This is a genomic window from Streptomyces sp. NPDC090445 (assembly GCF_044769385.1).
GTDB lineage: Bacteria > Actinomycetota > Actinomycetes > Streptomycetales > Streptomycetaceae > Streptomyces.
On the sequence record NZ_JBIVXV010000005.1, the window covers coordinates 327,226 to 347,346 of the forward strand.

17 protein-coding genes and 1 riboswitch are annotated in these 20,121 nt (G+C 72.7%); of the genes, 14 read left to right on the plus strand and 3 right to left on the minus strand.

The annotated features are described in order from the left end of the window. Window positions 1-101: 101 nt before the first annotated feature. Window positions 102-2,480, minus strand: a complete 2,379-nt coding sequence (locus ACIQUT_RS14805) for a chitinase C-terminal domain-containing protein (protein WP_403563049.1) — start codon at window positions 2,478-2,480, stop codon at window positions 102-104. Between the two features lie 271 nt (window positions 2,481-2,751). Next, window positions 2,752-2,881: riboswitch (FMN riboswitch) on the plus strand. 223 nt (window positions 2,882-3,104) lie between these two features. Between ACIQUT_RS14805 and ribD the strand changes: the two genes are divergently transcribed. The 10 genes from ribD (at window position 3,105) to ACIQUT_RS14855 (ending at window position 11,693) form a co-directional block, all read left to right on the plus strand. Next, window positions 3,105-4,169, plus strand: coding sequence for a bifunctional diaminohydroxyphosphoribosylaminopyrimidine deaminase/5-amino-6-(5-phosphoribosylamino)uracil reductase RibD (gene ribD, locus ACIQUT_RS14810; protein WP_403563179.1), 1,065 nt, complete (start codon window positions 3,105-3,107; stop codon window positions 4,167-4,169). Next, entirely contained in the window at window positions 4,170-4,808 is a 639-nt protein-coding gene (locus ACIQUT_RS14815; protein WP_403563051.1) for a riboflavin synthase, read from the plus strand. It abuts the gene before it with no gap. Then, the gene (locus ACIQUT_RS14820; protein WP_403563053.1) at window positions 4,805-5,458 is read left to right on the plus strand and encodes a nicotinamide riboside transporter PnuC; all 654 of its coding nucleotides are present in this window, start codon (window positions 4,805-4,807) and stop codon (window positions 5,456-5,458) included. The genes ACIQUT_RS14815 and ACIQUT_RS14820 overlap by 4 nt, the downstream gene beginning before the upstream one ends. Beyond that, window positions 5,455-6,750 (plus strand): bifunctional 3,4-dihydroxy-2-butanone-4-phosphate synthase/GTP cyclohydrolase II, encoded by a 1,296-nt coding sequence (locus tag ACIQUT_RS14825; RefSeq protein ID WP_403563055.1) that lies wholly within the window; start codon window positions 5,455-5,457, stop codon window positions 6,748-6,750. The genes ACIQUT_RS14820 and ACIQUT_RS14825 overlap by 4 nt, the downstream gene beginning before the upstream one ends. A 66-nt stretch (window positions 6,751-6,816) precedes the next feature. Further along, a complete protein-coding gene (ribH, locus tag ACIQUT_RS14830) occupies window positions 6,817-7,302 on the plus strand; it encodes a 6,7-dimethyl-8-ribityllumazine synthase (RefSeq protein ID WP_179176489.1) in 486 nt (161 codons plus the stop codon). A 35-nt stretch (window positions 7,303-7,337) separates the two neighbouring features. Then, window positions 7,338-7,619, plus strand: a complete 282-nt coding sequence (locus ACIQUT_RS14835; protein ID WP_403563057.1) for a phosphoribosyl-ATP diphosphatase — start codon at window positions 7,338-7,340, stop codon at window positions 7,617-7,619. A 48-nt stretch (window positions 7,620-7,667) separates the two neighbouring features. Further along, window positions 7,668-8,516, plus strand: coding sequence for an ATP phosphoribosyltransferase (gene hisG / locus ACIQUT_RS14840; protein WP_403563059.1), 849 nt, complete (start codon window positions 7,668-7,670; stop codon window positions 8,514-8,516). A gap of 78 nt (window positions 8,517-8,594) precedes the next feature. Then, on the plus strand, window positions 8,595-9,059 hold the full coding sequence (locus ACIQUT_RS14845; RefSeq protein WP_403563061.1) for a PH domain-containing protein: 465 nt from the start codon (window positions 8,595-8,597) through the stop codon (window positions 9,057-9,059). Window positions 9,060-9,267: 208 nt separating this feature from the next. Further along, window positions 9,268-10,623 carry a hemolysin family protein gene (locus tag ACIQUT_RS14850; RefSeq protein ID WP_403563063.1) on the plus strand — a complete coding sequence of 452 codons (1,356 nt, stop codon included), beginning with the start codon at window positions 9,268-9,270 and terminating at the stop codon, window positions 10,621-10,623. Continuing rightward, window positions 10,620-11,693 carry a hemolysin family protein gene (locus tag ACIQUT_RS14855; protein ID WP_403563065.1) on the plus strand — a complete coding sequence of 358 codons (1,074 nt, stop codon included), beginning with the start codon at window positions 10,620-10,622 and terminating at the stop codon, window positions 11,691-11,693. Before ACIQUT_RS14850 ends, ACIQUT_RS14855 begins: the two co-directional genes overlap by 4 nt. Before the next feature lie 953 nt (window positions 11,694-12,646). Here the strand turns inward: ACIQUT_RS14855 and ACIQUT_RS14860 are convergent. Both ACIQUT_RS14860 and ACIQUT_RS14865 read right to left on the minus strand, forming a co-directional pair. Further along, entirely contained in the window at window positions 12,647-14,590 is a 1,944-nt protein-coding gene (locus ACIQUT_RS14860) for an AAA family ATPase (RefSeq protein WP_403563067.1), read from the minus strand. Between the two features lie 377 nt (window positions 14,591-14,967). Next, entirely contained in the window at window positions 14,968-15,612 is a 645-nt protein-coding gene (locus ACIQUT_RS14865; protein WP_403563069.1) for a uridine kinase, read from the minus strand. 133 nt (window positions 15,613-15,745) lie between these two features. Between ACIQUT_RS14865 and ACIQUT_RS14870 the strand changes: the two genes are divergently transcribed. The 4 genes from ACIQUT_RS14870 (at window position 15,746) to ACIQUT_RS14885 (ending at window position 19,795) form a co-directional block, all read left to right on the plus strand. Further along, window positions 15,746-17,242 carry a peptidase C39 family protein gene (locus ACIQUT_RS14870; RefSeq protein WP_403563071.1) on the plus strand — a complete coding sequence of 499 codons (1,497 nt, stop codon included), beginning with the start codon at window positions 15,746-15,748 and terminating at the stop codon, window positions 17,240-17,242. 154 nt (window positions 17,243-17,396) lie between these two features. Further along, window positions 17,397-17,816 (plus strand): SPW repeat protein, encoded by a 420-nt coding sequence (locus ACIQUT_RS14875; protein ID WP_403563073.1) that lies wholly within the window; start codon window positions 17,397-17,399, stop codon window positions 17,814-17,816. Between the two features lie 232 nt (window positions 17,817-18,048). Beyond that, a complete protein-coding gene (locus ACIQUT_RS14880; protein ID WP_403563075.1) occupies window positions 18,049-18,201 on the plus strand; it encodes an SCO1431 family membrane protein in 153 nt (50 codons plus the stop codon). 421 nt (window positions 18,202-18,622) lie between these two features. After that, on the plus strand, window positions 18,623-19,795 hold the full coding sequence (locus ACIQUT_RS14885; protein ID WP_403563077.1) for an acyl-CoA dehydrogenase family protein: 1,173 nt from the start codon (window positions 18,623-18,625) through the stop codon (window positions 19,793-19,795). Window positions 19,796-20,121: the final 326 nt, after the last annotated feature.

The following is a 20,121-nucleotide window of genomic DNA, read 5'->3' on the forward strand; positions in this document are numbered from 1 at the left end:
AGGACCCGGTGGCCGCCGGGCCACCGGGTCCTCACCTCGTGCAGACACTTCGATAGTCCGGCAGTCCGGCAGGCCCGCAGTCCGGCCGTGTCACACGGGTGTCAGCAGGCGCCCAGGTCCTTCCAGACGCCCCAGTCGCCGGTGGTGCCGGGCTCCTCGTTCTGCGTCCACCACTGGGCCTTCCAGTTGCGGCCCTTGTGGGAGACGACCGTCCCGCCGGTGTGGATGCCGCCCGCGACGTACGCCGGGTTGGTGCAGGTGCCGCCCGGCGGCGGGCTGGTCGGGGGTTGGCTGGTGGGAGGCGGGCTGGTCGGCGGCTGGCTCGTGGGCGGCTGGCCGGTCGGGGGCTGGGAGCCGCCGCCCGGTTCCACCACCGTGGTGCCGCGGGCCAGGTCGCCGGCCAGGGCGTACGTGGTGCCGGAGACGTTCACCGTCCAGTTGGAGGGGGTGGAGACCGGCAGGTAGTAGTTGAACGCCAGGTCGACGGAGGCGCCCGGGGCCAGCGACTGCCAGGCCGGCAGTTTCAGCGAGACCCGGTGGAGGTCGCCCTTCAGGCCGCCGACGTTGCTGCCGGTGTGGCCGCTGCTGATCACCTTCGTGCCGAAGCCGGACTGGTCGGAGGCGTTGTCCGGGGCCGAGGTCGCGTAGTCGAACCGGAACTCGGTGCCGCCGGGCAGCGCGCTCTTCGTATTGTTGGTGATCTTGATCTTCGGGGTGATCGGGTAGTTCGAGTCGCCGAGCTTGAAGTCGGTGAACTCCACCTTCACGTCGACCGCCCGGTCCGGCAGCGCGGTCGCTCCGGCCTTCTTCGCCCCGTACGGGGTCGCGGCCCTGAACTTGTCGTACATCAGCGAGGTGAGCGTGGAGCCCGTCTCGTACTGGCCCTTGGCGGCGTTCCAGGCGTAGTCGCCCGCCATCTCCCACACCATCGTGCCGCCGATGCCGCGGTCGACCACGTAGTCGGCCTTGGCAGCCACCGACTGCTCGTCCTCCGTGGACAGGAAGACCTTCTTCTGCGCGTTCCACAGCCACGGCGCGACCAGGGCCGCGTCGTACTTGCGGACGTAGGTGCCGGTCAGCGTGGTGTTCGCGGGGAAGCCGTACTGCGTCACGTAGTCGCCGACGATCCCCTTCTCCAGGTTCTTCGCGTGCCACATCGGGTTCGAGCCCGCCGGGGACTCGCTGCCGTTGTCGTCCTTGTCGTGCCACAGGTTGTCGATGCCGACCGCGCCGTCGCCGCACTTGGCCAGGCCCGACCCGGCCGGGCAGGCGGTCGCCGCCGCCTTGCCCCACAGGCCGTCGGTGCCGCCCTGCACGTTCTTGTGGCCGCGGGTGTAGTACGGCAGGCCGATGTTGATCCGGCCGGCCGGCATCGAGCCGCGGAAGTAGTGGTACGCCCAGTCGGTGTTGAGGTAGCCGATGCCGCCGTACTGCTGCGACCCGTAGACCCCGGCGGCGGCGAGCTCCCCGTCCTTGCCGTCGTCGAAGAGGGAGGCGTTCGGGCCGACGTACTCGTTCCAGGCGCCGTGCAGGTCGTAGGACATGATGTTGACGTAGTCCAGGTACTTCTGCATCTGGTACGTCTCCATGCCGCGCAGCAGGTAGCCGGAGGACGGGGCGGCCACGGTCAGCAGGTAGTGCCTGCCGTCGGCGGCGCCGGCCCGGTCCAGCTTCTCGCGAAGGGTCTTCATCAGGGCGTCGTAGCCCTTGACCAGACCGGCCCGGCGGGGGTTCGCCGTCGGCCAGTCCAGCGGGTTGCCCGCGTCCTTCATCGACGTCGGGTACTCGTAGTCGATGTCGACGCCGTTGAAGCCGTACTTCTTCACGAAGGCGACGGCGGAGTCGGCGAAGGTGTCGATGCCCGCCTGGTTGACGGAGCCGTCCGGGTGGGTGGCCATCGCGTAGAAGCCGCCGGAGTTCACCCGGGTGCCGTTGTCGTCGAAGTAGCCGCCGGTCTCGGCCCAGCCGCCCACCGAGATCAGCGTCTTCACGTCCGGGTGCTGCTTCTTGTACTTGGCCAGCAGGTTGAAGTGGCCCTTGTAGGGGAGGGCCGGGTCCATCTCGGCGCCGGCCGTGCCCGGCCAGGTCATGCCGGTGGCGGCGTTGTCCGGGCCGTCCGCGCCGACCGAGATCCGGTTGTCGCCGCCGATGTGCGCGAAGGCGTAGTTGATATGGGTGATCTTGTCCCAGGGGATGTCGTTCGCGAGGTAGGCGGGCCGGCCGTCCTTGCCGGTGCGCCAGCCGGTGAAGTAGCCGATCACGCGCCGCTGGTGGTCGGCGCCCATCTTCTCGCGGCCCTCGGTGTCGTAGACCGAGCAGTAGGGGACGTCGACGCCGGGGGTCCGGTACAGGCCGTCGGGCCGACAGCCCTCGTTGTCGGCGGCATGTGAGATGCCCGCCGAGAGCCCGCCCGCCAGCAGTCCGGCGATCGCCGCGCCGGCTGCCAGGAGCAGTGCTCTCGTACGTGTGGGGGACAGCATGGTGCCTCCTGGGGAAGGGAGGAGTGCAGGACACAACAGGCAGGAATGTGGTGCGTGTTGGCCCGCGACGTGCGCACATCTGACGGGCTGTCTCCCGGGGAGGGTGAAGGGAACGTTAAGAGGACTAGACCAAGTCGTCAATAGGTCTGGACCAATCCCGGGCGCACTTGACAGACTCCGGCGAAACCCTCCGGCTGTGACTCAGACCACAGCGCTTCTCCCGCATGGCCCCCGATCGCCCGTGGCAGACTGGCAGGAGTACCAGTAAAAGCAGCGCACTCCGGGGTCGGTGTAATTCCGAACCGGCGGTATAGTCCGCGACCCGTCCGCAGCCAGCGGCCGGTTGACCAGGTGAAATTCCTGGACCGACGGTTAAAGTCCGGATGGGAGGCAGTGCGCGGCGGGCAGTCACACCGGTACGCCGCCGTCGGCAGTCCCCGCGCGGGTCCCATCGGGACACGTGCCGAGCGGACCGTTTCCCCGGCCTCGGCGTCCCCGCGTGCCTGTACCGCTCATCTGTCGTAGCCCGACAGGCCCCGGAGTCCGTGCCCGATGAGGCAGGAGGACCCGGTGGCACCCCACGCCGAGCACGCACCGCACGACGCGGACGCGGCCGCCCGCGCCATGCGCCGCGCCGTCGGACTCGCGGCCCGCGGCCTCGGCTCCACCAGCCCCAACCCGGTCGTCGGCTGCGTCATCACCGACGCCGCCGGCACCGTCGTCGGCGAGGGCTGGCACCAGCGCGCCGGCGGCCCGCACGCCGAGGTCCACGCCCTGCGCGCCGCAGGCACCGCCGCCCGCGGCGGCACCGCCTACGTCACCCTCGAACCCTGCAACCACACCGGCCGCACCGGACCCTGCGCCCAGGCCCTGGCCGACGCCGGCATCAGCCGCGTCGTCTACGCCGTCCCCGACCCGAACCCGCAGGCCAGCGGCGGCGCCGCCACCCTGCGCGCCGCCGGGATCACCGCCGAGGGCGGGCTCCTCCAGGCCGAGGCCGAGGCCGGCAACACCGCCTGGCTCACCTCCGTACGCCTGGGCCGGCCCCACGTGACCTGGAAGTACGCCGCCACCCTCGACGGCCGCAGCGCCGCCGCCGACGGCACCAGCCGCTGGATCACCTCCCCGGAATCCCGCGCCGACGTGCACCGCCTGCGCGCAGAGTCCGACGCCGTCCTCGTCGGCGGCGGCACCCTGCGCGCCGACGACCCGCACCTCGCCGTCCGCGGCATCGACGGCGCGACCCAGCCGCTGCGCGTCGCCCTCGACACCCGCGCCGACCTCCCGCCGACCGCCCGCATCCTCGACGACGCGGCCCCCACCCTGCTCGTCGTCGGCGAGGACGCCGACACCCGGCACCTGCCCGGCGCCGACGTGCTCCGGCTGCCCCTGCACGACGGCCGCATCGCCGTCCACGACCTGCTCACCGAGCTGTACGCCCGCGGCGTCCGCGCCCTCTTCCTCGAAGGCGGCCCCACCCTGGCCGGAGCCTTCCTCGAAGCCGGCGCCGTCGACCGCGTCGTCGGCTACATCGCCCCGGCCCTCCTCGGCGCCGGGCCCGCCGCCCTCGCCGGCGCCGGCATCACCACCATCGCCCACGCGGTCCGCCTGGAGATCACCGAGGCCGTCCGCACCGGCACCGACCTGCGCATCACCGCCGTCCCCACCACCGCCCCCAAGGAGCACTGAGTGTTCACCGGAATCGTCGAAGAACTGGGTGAGGTCACCGCCGTCGAGCAGCTCTCGGAGGCCTCCCGCTTCCGCCTGCGCGGCGCCCTCGTCACCGACGGCGCGAAGCACGGCGACTCCATCGCCGTCAACGGGGTCTGCCTCACCGTCGTGGACACCGCCGACGGCGAGTTCACCGCCGACGTCATGCAGGAGACCCTCAACCGCTCCAGCCTCGGCGCCCTCGGGCCCGGCTCCCGCGTCAACCTGGAGCGCCCCATGGCCCTCGGCGGACGCCTCGGCGGCCACCTCGTCCAGGGACACGTGGACGGCACCGGAACGATCCTCTCCCGCACCCCCTCCGAACACTGGGAGATCGTCAAGGTCTCCCTCCCGGAGAACCTCGCACGGTACGTCGTGGAGAAGGGCTCCATCACGGTCGACGGCGTCAGCCTCACGGTGGTCGAGGCCGCCGCCGACTACTTCACCATCAGCCTCATCCCCACCACCCTCGCGCTGACCACGCTCGGCATCAAGCAGCCCGGCGACCCGGTCAACCTGGAGGTCGACGTCCTCGCCAAGTACGTCGAGCGCCTGCTCGCCGCCGGCGTGGACCCCCTGGCCGCCCGCGCCGGCGAAACCGAGGAGACCGACCGGTGAGCGCCCCGATCTGGCTCAACGCCGAGGCCTTCACCGTCTTCGGCCAGAAGGTCATCTGGTCCGACATGATCGGCAACCTGATGGGCCTCGCCGCCCTCGCCCTCGGCTGGCGCCGCTCCATCTGGACCTGGCCCGCCCAGCTGCTGTCCGGCCTCATCCTCGTCGCCGCCTACGCCTCCGCGCACCTCGCCGGCGGCGTCGGCAAGCAGCTCCTCGTCATCGGCGTGGCCGCCTGGGGCTGGCGCGCCTGGCACCGCGGCAAGCAGCAGGCCCAGGACGGCTCCCTCGCCGTGCGCACCGGCACCTGGTCCGAGCGCGGCCTGCTCCTGGCCGGCGCGGCCCTCGGCACCCTCGCCGTCGGCGGCCTGTTCACCCTCTACCCGACCCTGTCGTGGAGCCCGTGGGCCGACGCCTACATCTTCGTCGGCACCGTCGTCGCGATGGTCGCCCAGGCCCGCGGCCTCGTGGAGTTCTGGTTCGCCTGGCTCCTCGTCGACCTCGTCGGCGTCCCCCTCGCCTTCACCAACGGGCTGGCGTTCTCCGGCCTCGTGTACGTCGTCTACTTCGCGCTCGTCCTGTGGGGTGCCCACGACTGGTACCAGCGCTCGCGCACCACCACCGCCCCGGCCCTGGAAGGAGCAACGGCATGACCCCCCTCAAGCCCGTCCCCGACTTCGACGCCCTCCTGGAGGAGTCCTTCCGGCTCGACCCGGTCGAGCAGGCCATCCGCGACATCGCGGCCGGCCGGCCGGTGGTCGTCGTCGACGACGAGGACCGCGAGAACGAGGGCGACCTCGTCGTCGCCGCCGAGAAGATCACCCCCGAGATCGTCGCGTTCATGATGAGCGAGTGCCGCGGCCTGATCTGCGCCCCCATGGAAGGCCCCGAGCTGGACCGGCTCGAACTGCCCCAGATGGTGCAGAACAACACCGAGTCGATGAAGACCGCCTTCACCGTCTCCGTCGACGCGACCGCCGCGCACGGCGTCAGCACCGGCATCTCCGCCGCCGACCGCGCCACCACCCTGCGCCTCCTCGCCGACGGGGCCTGCGAGCCCTCCGACTTCGTCCGCCCCGGCCACATCTTCCCGCTGCGCGCCAAGCCCGGCGGCGTCCTCGTCCGCAACGGCCACACCGAGGCCGCCGTCGACCTCGCCCGCCTCGCGGGCCTGCGCCCCGTCGGCGCGATCGTGGAGATCGCCGGCGAGGACGGCGTCATGCTCCGCCTGCCCGAGCTGATCCCCTTCGCCCGCAAGCACGGCCTGTCGATCATCTCCATCGCGGACCTGATCGACTACCTCCGCTCCGCCGAGCCGACCGTGCGCCGCGAGGCCGAGGTGACCCTGCCGACCTCCTTCGGCGACTTCACCGCGTACGGCTACCGCTCCACCGTCGACGGCGTCGAGCACGTCGCCCTCGTCCACGGCGAGGTCGGCGACGGCCAGGACGTCCTCGTCCGCGTCCACTCCGAATGCCTGACCGGCGACATCTTCCACTCGCTGCGCTGCGACTGCGGCCCCCAGCTGCACGCCTCCATGGCCCGCATCAAGGACGAGGGCCGCGGCGTCGTCGTCTACCTCCGCGGCCACGAGGGACGCGGCATCGGACTGGTGTCCAAGCTGCGCGCGTACGAGCTCCAGGAGCGCGGCCGTGACACCCTCGACGCCAACCTGGAACTCGGCCTCCCGGCCGACGCCCGCGACTACGCGGCCGGCGCGCGGATCCTCGCCGACCTCGGCGTGAAGAGCGTCCGGCTGCTGACCAACAACCCCGACAAGTCCGCGGCCCTCGTCCGGCACGGCATCGCCGTCAACGACCGGGAGCCGATGCCCGTCGAGGCGGGCGAGCACAATCTGCGGTACCTGCGCACCAAGCGGGACCGCATGGGCCACGACCTCCCCTGGCTGGGCGAGACCGTCCCGGCCGCCTGCGGCAACCAGTAGGACACCACCCGTACACCCGGACCACGCACCATCACCCACGAACACGAACCACCGAGGAGCACAGCAGTGAGCGGCAAGGGCGCACCCGAACTGAGCGTGAGGAACTGCGGAGACCTGCGGGTCGCCGTCATCGCGGCGCAGTGGCACGAGAAGGTCATGGACGGTCTCGTCGACGGCGCCCTGCGCGCCCTGCACGAGCTGGGCATCGACGAGCCCACCGTGCTCCGCGTCCCCGGCAGCTTCGAGCTCCCGGTCGTGGCAAAGGTACTCGCCGGTCGCGGTTACGATGCCGTCGTCGCCCTCGGAGTGGTCATCCGCGGCGGCACCCCGCACTTCGACTACGTCTGCCAGGGCGTCACCCAGGGCCTGGTACAGGTGTCGATCGACACCGGAGTCCCCGTCGGCTTCGGTGTACTGACCTGCGACAACGAGGAACAGGCGCTGGACCGCGCCGGCCTTGAGGGGTCGAACGAGGACAAGGGGCACGAAGCGGTCATCGCCGCCGTCTCCACCGCAGCCACCCTGCGGTCCGTCAGCGAACCCTGGCGCTGAGTGGCGGCGGACAACCCCGTATTCTGAGGACCATCATGGCGAACGTACCCCCCAAGACCTTCGAAGAGCTCTTCACGGAGCTCCAGGCCAAGGCCGCTGCCGGCGATCCCGGCACCTCCCGCACCGCCGAACTGGTCGCCAAGGGCGTCCACGCCATCGGCAAGAAGGTCGTCGAGGAGGCCGCCGAGGTCTGGATGGCCGCGGAGTACGAGGGCAAGGAAGCCGCCGCCGAGGAGATCTCCCAGCTGCTGTACCACGTCCAGGTGATGATGGTGGCGCGGGGGATCACCCTCGACGAGGTCTACAAGCACCTCTAGACACACCCACACCACACACCTATCGCATCTCGCACTGAAGGAAGCCTCATGCTGCGCATCGCCGTCCCCAACAAGGGCTCACTCTCCGGAGCGGCGTCGGCGATGCTGCATGAGGCCGGCTACCGCCAGCGCAAGGAGTCCAAGGAGCTCGTGGTCGTCGACCTCGAGAACGAGGTGGAGTTCTTCTACCTCCGCCCCAAGGACATCGCGATCTACGTCGCCACCGGCCGCCTCGACGTGGGCATCACCGGCCGCGACCTGCTGCTCGACTCGGGCGCCAGCGCCGAGGAGATCCTCCCCCTCGGCTTCGGCAGGTCCACCTTCCGCTACGCCACCAAGCCCGGCACCGCGAAGGGCCCCGAGGACTTCCACGGCATGACGATCGCCACCTCGTACGAGGGCATCGTCGCCAAGCACCTCGCCGACCAGGGCATCGACGCCTCCGTCGTGCACCTGGACGGCGCGGTCGAGACCGCCATCCAGCTCGGCGTCGCCGAGATCATCGCGGACGTCGTCGAAACCGGCACCAGCCTGCGCAACGCCGGCCTGGAGGTCATCGGCGAGCCGATCCTGAAGTCCGAGGCCATCGTCATCCGGAGCAACGGCGCCGACGGGGAGAACCCGCAGGTGCAGCAGTTCCTGCGGCGCCTCCAGGGCGTCCTCGTCGCCCGCAGCTACGTGATGATGGACTACGACTGCCGCGCCGAGCACCTGGAGCGCGCCGTCGCCCTCACCCCCGGCCTGGAGTCCCCGACGGTCTCCCCGCTGCACAACGAGGGCTGGGTCGCCGTCCGCGCGATGGTCCCCGCCAAGGACGCCCAGCGGATCATGGACGACCTGTACGAACTCGGCGCCCGCGCGATCCTCACCACCTCGATCCACGCCTGCCGCCTCTGACGCGTACGCAGACCCGTACGCCCACCCGTACGCCGTCGCCCGACCCGTACGCCCCCTGAAGAAGGCATCACCAGCACCATGGCCGAGTCCGCCGCCCAGCCCGCACTGCCCGCCCTGCCGGTCACCTTCCGGCCGACCCGCACCCGGGTCATCCTGCTGAGCGTCGGGCTCGCCATGTTCGCGACGATCACCGCGATCGCCTTCATGCTGGAGAACCTCAGCGGCGGCGAGCGGATCAGCTTCGTCTTCACCGCCGCCCTGATGGCCTCCGTCCTCGTCCTGCTCAGCCGCCCCAAAGTGGTCGCGGACGAGACGGGCGTCACCGTGGTCAACCTCACCACCACCCGCCGCCTGGAGTGGGCGCAGATCCTGCGCGTCAACCTCCGCCCCGGCGACCCCTGGGTGTTCCTGGACCTCAGCGACGGCACCAGCCTGCCCGCCCTCGGCATCCAGCCCGGCGTGGCCAAGCAGCAGGCCATCGGCGACGCCCGCGCCCTGCGCGCCCTCGCCGAAGCCCGCGGAACCGGGCCCCACGACCACTGAGACGGCCGCCTCCGGCAAGCCGACCGCTGCGTCCCATTGCGGCGGCGATCTCAATGACTACCCTGGTGGCGGGGCGCGGCCGTGCGCCCTCCCACCGGCCCCGGGACCCCGTGGCCCGCGGGCACCTGCAACTCGAGGAGTGACTCCCCCCGGCAATGGACGGACCGTCCGGTAGTACCCGCGCCGCCCTCCCCGCGGAGGCGGCCGCATGACCATCCCGCTACTCCTGCTCCTGGCAGCCTTCGCCCTGATCCTCGCCAACGGCTTCTTCGTGGCGGCCGAGTTCGGCCTCGTCACCGTGGAACGGCCCGACGCCGAGCGCGCCGCAGCCGACGGCGACCGCCGTGCCCGCACCGTGGTCAAGGCCCTGAGGGAGCTGTCGTTCCAGCTCTCCGGCACCCAGCTCGGCATCACCATCACCTCCCTCGTGGTCGGCATGCTCGCCGAACCGGCCCTCGCCGGACTGCTGGCCGGGCCCCTCGCGGCGACCGGCCTGCCCACCGGAGCCGTCTCCGGCGTCGCGGTCGGCATCGGCATGCTGCTCGCCTCGGCCGTCCAGATGGTCGTCGGCGAGCTCGTCCCGAAGAACTGGGCGGTCTCCCGGCCGCTCCAGGTGGCACGCTTCGTGGCCGGCCCGCAAACCCTGTTCTCCCGCGCCTTCCGGCCGGTCATCGCCGGCCTCAACGCCGTCGCCAACCGCCTCGTACGGGCCTTCGGCGTGGAACCGGCCGAGGAGATCGCCTCCGCCCGCACCCCCGGCGAACTCGTCTCCCTGGTCCGCCACTCGGCACAGGCCGGCGCCCTCGAACAGGACACCGCCGACCTCTTCGTACGGACCCTCTCCCTGGGCGAGCTCACGGCCCAGCACGTGATGACCCCCCGGGTGAAGGTCAGCGCCCTGCAGCAGACGGCCACCGCCGCCGACGTGCTCAACCTGACCCGGGCCACCGGCCTGTCCCGCTTCCCCGTCTACCGCGAGCGCATCGACGAGGTCACCGGCGTCGTCCACCTCAAGGACGCCCTCGCCGTGCCCGAAGCCGAGCGCGCCCGCACCACCGTCGGCCGGATCAGCGTCCCCCCGCTGCTGGTGCCCGGCTCGCTGCCCGTGCAGCCGCTGCTGGAGCGGCTGCGCAGCGAACAGCCCATGGCCGTGGTCGTCGACGAATACGGCGGCACCGCCGGCGTGGTCACCCTGGAGGACATCGTGGAGGAGCTCGTGGGCGAGGTCCGCGACGAACACGACTTCGCCGAGGACGCCGGCCCCGAACTGGCCGCCGTACCCGCCGAGGACGGCCGGCCCTCCTGGGAGGCCGACGGCAGCTGCCGCGTCCACACCCTGCGCCGGATAGGCCTCGAAGTGCCCGACGGCCCGTACGAGACCGTCGCCGGCCTCGTCGCCGACCTCCTCGGCCGCATCCCCGCCCCCGGCGACCGGGCCGAACTGCCCGGCTGGAAACTCTCCGTCCGACAGGTCGGCCGCTACCGCGCCGAACGGGTCCGCCTCGTGCGCACCGCACCCGGCCAGGCAGCCCCGGCCGCCGAACTCGAGGCGGCAGGCCGGTGAACGCGCTCCAACTCCTCTTCGCCCTGCTCCTCGTCCTCGCCAACGGCTTCTTCGTCGGCGCCGAGTTCGCCCTCGTCTCCGTACGCCGCAGCCAGATCGAGCCCCTCGCCGCCGAATCCAAACGGGCCCGCCAAGTCCTCCACGGCCTGGAGAACCTGCCGCGGATGATGGCCGCCGCCCAGTTCGGCATCACCCTGTGCTCGCTCACCCTCGGCGCGGTCGCCGAACCCACCGTGGCCCGGCTGCTGGAACCCGTCTTCCACGCCGCGCACATCCCGCAAGGCCTGATCCACCCCCTCGGCTACGCCGTCGCCCTCGCCGCCGTGGTCTTCCTGCACCTCGTCATCGGCGAGATGGTCCCGAAAAACCTCGCCATGGCCGCGCCCGAGCGGACCGCCCTGTGGTTCAGCCCCGGCCTCGTCGCCTTCGCCCGCCTGTGCGGGCCGGTCACGACCGCCCTCGGGGCCTGCGCCGCGCTCGTCCTCCGCCTCTTCAAAGTCGAGCCGAAGGACGAAGTCGAGGCCGTCTACACCAGCGCCCAGCTCGGCCGGCTCGTCCAGGACTCCCGGCAGGCCGGACTCCTCGAACCGAGAGAACAGGAACGCCTGGAAGACGCACTGGAACTGGGCAGCCGCCCCGTCACCGACGTCCTGCTCGCGCGCGACCGGCTGGTCACGGTCGGACCCGGGGCGACACCCCGGCAGATCGAACAGCTGACCGTCCGCACCGGATACTCCCGGTTCCCCGTCCGCTCCGAAGGCGGCGCCTTCATGGGCTACCTGCACGTCAAGGACGTCCTCGACCTGGAGGACCGGGAGCGGGCCGTGCCGCAGCGGGTGTGGCGCCGCATGCCGACGCTGTCGTCGACGCTCCCCCTGGACGACGCGTTGAGCGTCATGCGGCACGACGCCACGCACCTGGCCCAGGTGGCCGATCCGGGAGGCCGGATCCTCGGCCTCGTCGCGTTGGAGGACGTCCTCGAAATGCTGGTCGGCGAGGTCCGGGACCCCGCCCACCGCATCCCGCCGCGCCGCCCGGCCCCCCACCCGAAACAAACCCAACCGGCCTAACCCCCACAGGAAGCCCCCCACAGGGAGCCCCCCGCACAGGGAGCCCCCCGCACAGGGAGCTCCCGCACAGGGAGCCCCCCGCACAGGGAGCCCCCACGGGTGGCCCCGTGCACGCGGCCCCCGCACGCGGCCCCCGCAGGTGGACCCCGCGGGGGGACACCCCCTGCGGGGCGGTTCCCCTCCCCACAGAACCACCCCTGCGGGGCCGCCCCCCACCTCACCCTGCGGCACCGCCCCCAGCGGGTGCCGACCCCTGCGGGGCTTCCCCCCACCCCGCCCCTTCCTGAAACCGGGGCCTCCGCCCCCGGACCCCCCTGCGCCTCAAACGCCGGCGGGGCTGGGGATACGGGGCTTCGCCCCGTCCCCCGTTCCGGGCGCTGCGCGCCCGGTGCGCTCAAACTCCCCCAGCTACCGCTGGGAGGTGCCCCCAGCGCGGGCTGGATCGTGCCGCTGCGCGGCAACCCCAGCCCCGCCGGCGTTTGAGGCGCGGGGTTAGGGGCGGAGCCCCGAGCCTCGAGCCCCGCCGGCGTTTGAGCGCCGGGCCCGAGTCTCGAGCCTCGTCGGGGCTGGAGGTGCGGGGGCCGGGTTTTCAGCCTCGCCGGCGTTTGAGGCGCCGGGGTCCGGGGGCGGAGGCCCCGGTTTCGGGAAGGGGCGGGGTGGGGGAGTGGCTCCGCGCAGCGGCCACGGCGGCCACGGGCACGGCCGGCAGAACCGAACACGGTGGCAGCGCCAGCCGCGGCGGCCATGGCGCGGCGGCCATGGCGCGGCGGCCATGGCGCGGCGGCCACGGCGTGCGGGCGGCCGGGGCAGCGGTGGCCGGAGGCGCGGCGAGTGGTCGGCACGGCGAGCGGTGGGCGCGGCGAGTGGTCGGCGCGGCCGGCGGCCGGTGCGGCGGGTGGCTGGAGGGCCGACGGCCGTGTTGGGGCGGCGGGGGTCAGAGGGGCGGCGGCCGGTTAAAGGGGCGGGGGCTCCGGGCGGTCGCGGTCCGCCGGACCACGGCCCGACAGGACCTCCCCGTACGCCTGCATCAGGTCCGGCAGCCGCAGCGTCGCCAGATCCTCCCGAGACGGCTGTCCGGGAAACCCGGCCAACCGCAAATCCCGGTACGCGCAGCTCTTCTCGTACAGGGTCCGCAGGAACCGCCCGTTTCCCAGCTCGTCGATCCACCCCTGTTCCACCACGTGCGTGCTGACGCTCCGCAGCTCGTCCAGCGCTTCCTCGTCCCAGCAGTCCCCGTTCCCGTCTGCGAGGACTTCCCCGATGGCGGTCAGTTCGGCGGGCCGGTAGCTGGGGAAGTCGACGCGGGTGGTGAACCGGGAGGACAGGCCGGGGTTGGTGGACAGCAGCCGGTCCATGCCCGCGGGGTAGCCGGCCAGGATGACCACCAGGTGGTCGCGGTTGTCCTCGGCCCGTTTCAGGAGTACTTGGAGTGCTTCGTCGCCGTATGCGTCGCCTTTGCTGTAGCCCGAGTTGGACAGGCTGTAGGCCTCGTCCACGAACAGTACTCCGCCGATCGCCGAGTCGATCAGCTCGTTGGCCTTGACCGCGGTCTGTCCGAGGAATTCGCCGACCAGGTCGGCCCGCTGGGCCTCGACCAGGTGGTCTCCGCCGAGCAGCCCGAGCGCGTAGAACACCCGGCCGAGGATGCGTGCCACGGTCGTCTTGCCGGTGCCGGAGGGGCCGGAGAAGACGAAGTGCCGTTTGGGGGGCTGCACGGGCAGTCCTTGCCCGGCCCGCAGCCGTGCCATGTGGAGCTGCGCCGACAGCGCTTTGACCTGCCGCTTGACCGGTTCCAGGCCGACCATTCGCTCCAGTTCGGCGAGTGCCTCGGCCAGCAGCTCCGGGTCCGCGGGCCCGGCCGGCAGCCCCCCGGGCGCGCCTTGCGCGGGGAGGGACGCCTTGCGCCGTACGCCTTCGCTCCGGCCGGGAGCGGGCCCCCCGAACCGCGGCCCGGGCGGTTCCGGGGCGGCGAGCGGGTCCGGCGGCTCGGGCTGGCCGTCTGCGGCGACGCCGAGGTCCTGGACGGGGCCGCCGCCCAGGGTCACCGCCGTGAAGCCGCCGGCCTGGGTCACGCCGTGTCCGCCGTACGCCTCGACGCCGGTGCCCGCGTACCCGGCGTAGCCGTCGTAGTCCTCGCTGTCCTCGATCGCGGTCAGCCGTGCCGCGGTGTCCATGAACGCCGGGTCCACGCGGTGCACGGCCCGGTACAGCGGCAGTGCCGCGGCGCTGCGGCCGGTGCCTTCGTGTGCGCGGGCCAGCCAGTACCGCAGTTCCTTGCGCTGCGGCTGCTCGCTGCGGCAGCGCATCAGTGCGGCGGAGAGCATCGGCTCGGCCTGCCCGTACATCTCCAGCCGGACCCGGGCCATGCCGCCGAAGAGGCCTGCCTCGATGCCGAGCAGTGGATCGTCCACGAGCGGCTCGGTGTGCCGGACCAGCTGGTCCCAGTCCTTGACGAGGTAGGCCCGGCAGGCGTGCAGGAAGCGGACCTGCGGGTCGGTGTCCACGGGCGGCAGGGCGGCCAGCGCCTGGTCCAGTTCGGGCACGTGGCGGCCGTCCAGCCAGTGCGAGGCGTGGGCCAGCAGCAGGTCCCGGCGGCTTTCGAGCACCGGTTGGACCCACCAGCCCAGCCAGTACCAGGAGTTCAGGGTCCGCCGGTGCCGGGCCCGCTGTTCGCCGAAGCGTTCGCGGTGGGTGTACATGCGCAATAACGCCGTGGTGGTGTCCACGCGCAGCGCGTGCAGGCCGAGCCAGGCGTCGGCCATCGAGGGATCGAGTCGGACGGCCGCCCGGAACTCCTCCTCGGCCTGCGGGTAGGCGCCCATGGTGCAGGCGTCCACGCCGCGCAGCCAGGCGAGTTCGGCCGGGGCGTGCGTACTGCCCGGCGTCCCGAAATCCATCACGTCCCCCACAAGCTGCCCCCGTGGTGCCCGGCAACCCCCGCGTCGTTTCCGCGAGTTGTCCACCGTGCCGATGAAATCAGGGCTGCATCGTACCTGCGGCGACGCACCTTACGTAGGGTGCTGCGGGTACGGGTCCGGAGCGTCCGGGCAGGGCCCGATGTGACTCAGTGTGAAGATCTCGGGGAGGTCTGCCGGCCGCGGCGGGGGCGTGGGGCGGGGCCGGGGCAGAACGAAGCCCCCGATCACGGGGGAACAATCGGGGGCTTCGCGTCCGCTGCGGCCTGGAAAGACCGCGCATTCAGAACGTAAGGCCGGTGTGGGGCCCAGGTCAAGCAGGCTGGTGAACGCCTGCGCAAGCGGTTTTCGGGGGTGGCTCAGGCCCGGGGGAGTCCGTCACTTTCGGTGACGGAAGTCGTCCTTCCGGCGGTCGCTCCAGCCTCGGAAGACCACTCGTATCCCGTACCGCTCTGCCGCACCAGAGTGTCCGCGAAGGGGCGCGAAGGATCATCCGAGAAGTGCGCGAGTTCCGCGCGCTCCCATCCGTCCCAGAAATCGGACAGTCCGTGCCCGTCCCGGTGCCGTCCGCGCCCCCAGGACTCGGCGCGCGGCGTCTCCATCCACAGCAGCCGGGCCAGGTGCGGCCGCAGCGCGCGCCGGCCGGCCCCCACGCCCTCGACGAGCAGCACCGGGGCCGGCTCCAGGACCTGTACGGGGCCGAACCGCCGCGCCACCCAGTCGTACGGGGTCCAGTGGGCCGGGCGCCCGGCGGCGAGCGGCTCCAGGACCTGTGCGCGCAGCCGGTCCGGCCAGGCGAAGAGCTCCTCGTGGGTGGCCACGTCGTCCAGGTGCAGTACGGGTGCCCCGCCCAGCGCCTCGGCGAGCCGCCCGGCGAAGGTGCTCTTCCCGGACCCGGCGTGCCCGTCGATCCCGACCAGCCGTACGGGGCCGAGGGACGGAGGCAGGGCGCTGATCTCGCGGGCGAGCGGTGCGAGAGGCGCGAGCGACTGGTGTGACTCCACCCGGCCAGCCTACGGCCGGCTCCGCCGCACCCGGGTTCACCCCGACACGGGCCCCGGGCGTCGCCACCCGGCTGCCGGGAACTGGAAGGGTGGAGAACCGATCCGCCTCACCGACCCACTGGGGGATTCCGCGATGACCGCACCCACACCACGCAGGGCCGTCCTGGCCGTCGCCCTCGCAGCCGCCGCCGCGGCCACCGTGCCCGGCGGAAGGGCCTCGGCGGTCGCCGGACGGCCGGGCGGCACGGCGACGCAGCCCGCCGCCGGGGCCGGTGCCGCCGGCGCGGGGACCGCAGGCGAGGCCGCGGCCGCCTCCGGGGCCGACCCGCTGCCCGGTGCAGCGGCCGATGCCGGGGCCGATGCCGGGGCGGCTGCCGGGAACGCCGCCCGCCCCGCCGTGGACAACCGGTTCTGGTTCTCCCGCAGCCACTGGCGGGCCGGCACCCACCAGGGCACCACCGTCCTCGACGGCACCCGCCCCGGCCTGCGGATCGCCGCCCCGGCCGGCCGCACCGAGTACACCGACCCGCACAGCGGGAAGAAGAACACCTGGGAGTACGCCGTGTGGACCTCGCCGGTGCACCGCTCGGCCGTCCCCGGAACCGAGGTCATCTCCTCCTGGAACGCCGCCACCCCCGCCGGCACCTGGATCCAGGCCGATCTCCGCGCCACCTACGGCGACGGCTCCGCAAGCCCCTGGTACGTCATGGCCCGCTGGGCCGCAGGCGACGCGGACATCCGCCGGACCTCCGTCGACGGGCAGACCGACGGCCGCTCCACCGTGTGGACCGACACCCTCGCCGTCGACGCGCCCGCCCGGGCGGCCGGGCTGCGGATCGCGGCCTGGCAGCTGCGCCTCACCCTCCACCGCAGGCCCGGCGCCGCGGACGGCCCCACGGTGTGGCTGGCCGGAGCCGTGACCTCCGACGTCCCGGACCGCTTCACCGTCACCGCCTCCGCCCCCTCCGGCCGCGCCCACGAACTGAAGGTGCCGCGCTACTCGCAGGAGGTCCACGCCGGCCGCTACCCCGAGTACGACAACGGCGGGGAGGCCTGGTGCAGCCCCACCTCCTCCCAGATGGTCATCGAGTACTGGGGCCGCAAGCCCGCCGCGAAGGACCTGGAGTGGGTGAACCGCGGCTACGGCGACCCGCAGGTCTGCCACGCCGCCCGCGCCACCTACGACCACGCCTACCGGGGCTGCGGGAACTGGCCCTTCAACGCCGCCTACGCCGCCACCTACGAAGGGCTCGCCGGCGTCGTCACCCGGCTCCGCTCCCTCGCCGACCTGGAGACCCTGATCCGCTCCGGCATCCCGGTGATCACCTCGCAGTCCTTCCGCGCCGAGGAGCTCACCGGCGCGGGCTACGGCACCGCTGGCCACCTGATGACCGTCGTCGGCTTCACGGAGGCCGGCGACATCGTCGCCAACGACCCGAACTCGCCGGACAACCAGGCCGTCCGCCGCGTGTACCGGCGCCGTGAGTGGGAGAACATCTGGCTGCGCACCAAGCGCCTCAACGCCGCGGGCAAGGCCGTCTCCGGCTCCGGAGGGGTCTGCTACCTCTACGCCCCGGCCCGCCCTTCCCTCACCCAGATCATGGCCCTCAGGGCCGTCGGGGTGCTGTGAGCGGGCCCGCCCGGAGGCCTGCCCGGAGGTCCGCTCGGAAGTCCGCCGAGAGGCCCGCCGAGAGGTCGCTCGTCACCCGTTGACCTGGAGAAAGGACGAGCGCAACATAAAGTCGTAAAGGGCACATAAAGTCTTCTACAGGAGGCGGCCCGCCATGACCACCCACAGCATCGAACACCACCCCGACCTCGCCGAGATGCGCTCGCGGTTCGAGCGGGTCACCAGCACACCGGCCGCCCAGGCCGTGGAGGCACTGGCCCTCATCACGGGCCTGTACCTGGCGGCATCGCCGTGGATCGCGGGATTCAGCGACCTCACCTCGCTGGCGGTGAACAACCTGATAGCCGGCCTCGCCTACTGCCTGTGCATGAGCGGGCTCGGCTCGGCCTACGAACGCACCCACGCCATGGCGTGGACCGCGGTCGCCATCGGAGCCTGGACGATCCTGGCCCCGTGGGCCATCTCCGGCAACGTCGACACGACCCGCACCGTGGTCAGCAACGTCATCGCGGGCGGCGTCGCCCTGCTGCTGGCGCTGGCCATGGCAGGCCTGGCGGGCCGCCAGCGCGCCTGATCCGTCCGTCGCCCGGCGCCGGACGCCCCGGCGCCGGTCACCGGACACCGGGCGCACCTGCACACCGGGCCCCGGCCGTACGACGGCCGGGGCCCGGCGACGTGCGGGGCCGGCGACATGCGGGGGCGGCGACGGCCGGGGCCGGCGACGGCCGGGGCCGGCGACGTGACGCGCGCCACCAGTGACCCTCGTCTCTACCGCGAAAGCCGCGAACGCTGGCACATTGGACGGCATGACCGCACACAGCGCCGCCCCCGCCGCTCCCGTCCGGACCCGGGTCCGCACCGGAGGCCCCAAGGACGATTCCTCCTGGCTGGAGCACGTGCTCGGCTGGACCCTCGTGGTGGTCGTCGCCATGTTCGTCACCCAGCTCGGCTGGCTCTGACCGCCCCGGGCCCGCACCGGACCCGCCCCCCGAAGGGCGCGGACATGGAACTCCCGCCCACCGCAAGGAAGTTGCCCGTCCGCGGCGCCGTGATGCGCTGAGCCCGGCCCCAGCCGCCCCGGCCGTCACCTCCCGCCACCCGGGCAGGCGCATCCGCACCCCACGCCTCCCCCGTACCGCCGACGGCCGCCGAGGGTTCGTCCCGGAGTGTCCGCAACCGCCCCCCCGCCTGCGATTTCTCCGGTGATCTTGCCCGGTGACGAGAAGCTCCTGATCGGGCATACTCATGCCGCCGCAGCCGCTGAACTGCCCCTTCCGTGATCCGGGCGGGCAGTATCGGGCTGTAAGAGCACCGTTACCCGGCGGCGCGTCCCACACCTCACGCGTCGCCGCCGTGCCCACGAGGGAGGAGAGCGCCGCCATGACCGACCGCGCCCCGCAGCCGGTGGACCGTCAGCTGCCCACCGAGGAGTCCCGGGACCTCCTCGCGCTCGTACGAGAGATCATCCAGCGGGAGATCAGCCCCCGGGCCGCCGAAGAGGAGGAGGCCGGGCACTTCCCGCGCGACGTTTTCGCCCTGCTGTCGGAATCCGGCCTGCTCGGTCTGCCGTACGACAGCGAGTACGGCGGCGGCGACCAGCCCTACGAGGTCTACCTCCAGGTCCTTGAGGAGCTCGCCGCGGCCCGCCTGACCGTCGGCCTCGGCGTGAGCGTCCACTCCCTCGCCTGCCACGGCCTGGCCGGCTACGGCACCAAGGAGCAGCAGGCCGCCCACCTGCCCGCCATGCTCGGCGGCGGACTCCTCGGCGCCTACTGCCTCTCCGAGCCGGCCGCCGGATCCGACGCCGCCTCGCTCGCCACCAAGGCCGTCCGCGACGGCGACGACTGGGTCATCAACGGCACCAAGGCCTGGATCACCCACGGCGGGGTCGCCGACTTCTACACCGTCCTCGCCCGCACCGGCGGCGAGGGCCCCAAGGGCATCACCGCCTTCCTCGTGCCCGGCGACGCCGAGGGCCTCTCCGCGGCCGTCCCCGAGAAGAAGATGGGCATGAAGGGCTCGCCCACCGCCCAGCTGCACTTCGACGGCGTCCGCATCCCCGACGCCCGGCGCATCGGCGAGGAGGGCCAGGGCTTCACCATCGCGCTGGCCGCCCTGGACGCCGGCCGCCTCGGCATCGCCGCCTGCGCCATCGGCGTCGCCCAGGCCGCCCTGGACGAGGCCCTCGCCTACGCACAGGGCCGCACCCAGTTCGGCCGCCCCATCGCCGACTTCCAGGGCCTGCGGTTCATGCTCGCCGACATGGCCACCCGCATCGAGGCGGGCCGGGCCCTGTACCTGGCCGCGGCGCGACTGCGCGACGCGGGCAAGCCGTTCTCCCGCCAGGCGGCGATGGCCAAGCTGTTCTGCACGGACGCCGCCATGGCCGTCACCACGGACGCGGTCCAGGTCCTCGGCGGCTACGGCTACACCCAGGACTTCCCGGTGGAGCGCCTGATGCGCGAGGCCAAGGTCCTGCAGATCGTCGAGGGCACCAACCAGATCCAGCGCATGGTCATCGCCCGCCACCTGGCCGGCCCCGAGACCCGCTGACACCATTGGACGGTTCCGCTGCCCGGGCCTTGTGGCAGGTCCCGGGCAGCGGGCACGGCCCGCAGGGCGAGGTTCATGAGGGGCAGCCCAGCCTCGCCCGCAGGCCGAAGAGCACGGCACCATCCAGGCGGAACCGGAGACGGATGCGCTTGGGGCGGGACGGCTCAGCCGACAGGACCTGAAGCCGTCGTGATCCTGGTTGACCCAAGGTGCCACCCGTCGTCGCCAGGCGGGTTCGGCCGGCGCATTGCCCCGGCCTCGCTGTGCTTCCGCTCCTCGGCTGCCGGGGTGGACCTGCCCGCGCGTCGATGCGGTGGGTAGTGTGG

Coding starts and splice junctions, on each gene's coding strand:
- ACIQUT_RS14805 (WP_403563049.1), bottom strand. CDS start 2,480: ATGCTGTCCCCCACACGTACGAGAGCACTGCTCCTGGCAGCCGGCGCG.
- ribD (WP_403563179.1), top strand. CDS start 3,105: ATGCGCCGCGCCGTCGGACTCGCGGCCCGCGGCCTCGGCTCCACCAGC.
- ACIQUT_RS14825 (WP_403563055.1), top strand. CDS start 5,455: ATGACCCCCCTCAAGCCCGTCCCCGACTTCGACGCCCTCCTGGAGGAG.
- ACIQUT_RS14835 (WP_403563057.1), top strand. CDS start 7,338: ATGGCGAACGTACCCCCCAAGACCTTCGAAGAGCTCTTCACGGAGCTC.
- hisG (WP_403563059.1), top strand. CDS start 7,668: ATGCTGCGCATCGCCGTCCCCAACAAGGGCTCACTCTCCGGAGCGGCG.
- ACIQUT_RS14845 (WP_403563061.1), top strand. CDS start 8,595: ATGGCCGAGTCCGCCGCCCAGCCCGCACTGCCCGCCCTGCCGGTCACC.
- ACIQUT_RS14850 (WP_403563063.1), top strand. CDS start 9,268: ATGACCATCCCGCTACTCCTGCTCCTGGCAGCCTTCGCCCTGATCCTC.
- ACIQUT_RS14860 (WP_403563067.1), bottom strand. CDS start 14,590: ATGGATTTCGGGACGCCGGGCAGTACGCACGCCCCGGCCGAACTCGCC.
- ACIQUT_RS14870 (WP_403563071.1), top strand. CDS start 15,746: ATGACCGCACCCACACCACGCAGGGCCGTCCTGGCCGTCGCCCTCGCA.
- ACIQUT_RS14875 (WP_403563073.1), top strand. CDS start 17,397: ATGACCACCCACAGCATCGAACACCACCCCGACCTCGCCGAGATGCGC.
- ACIQUT_RS14880 (WP_403563075.1), top strand. CDS start 18,049: ATGACCGCACACAGCGCCGCCCCCGCCGCTCCCGTCCGGACCCGGGTC.
- ACIQUT_RS14885 (WP_403563077.1), top strand. CDS start 18,623: ATGACCGACCGCGCCCCGCAGCCGGTGGACCGTCAGCTGCCCACCGAG.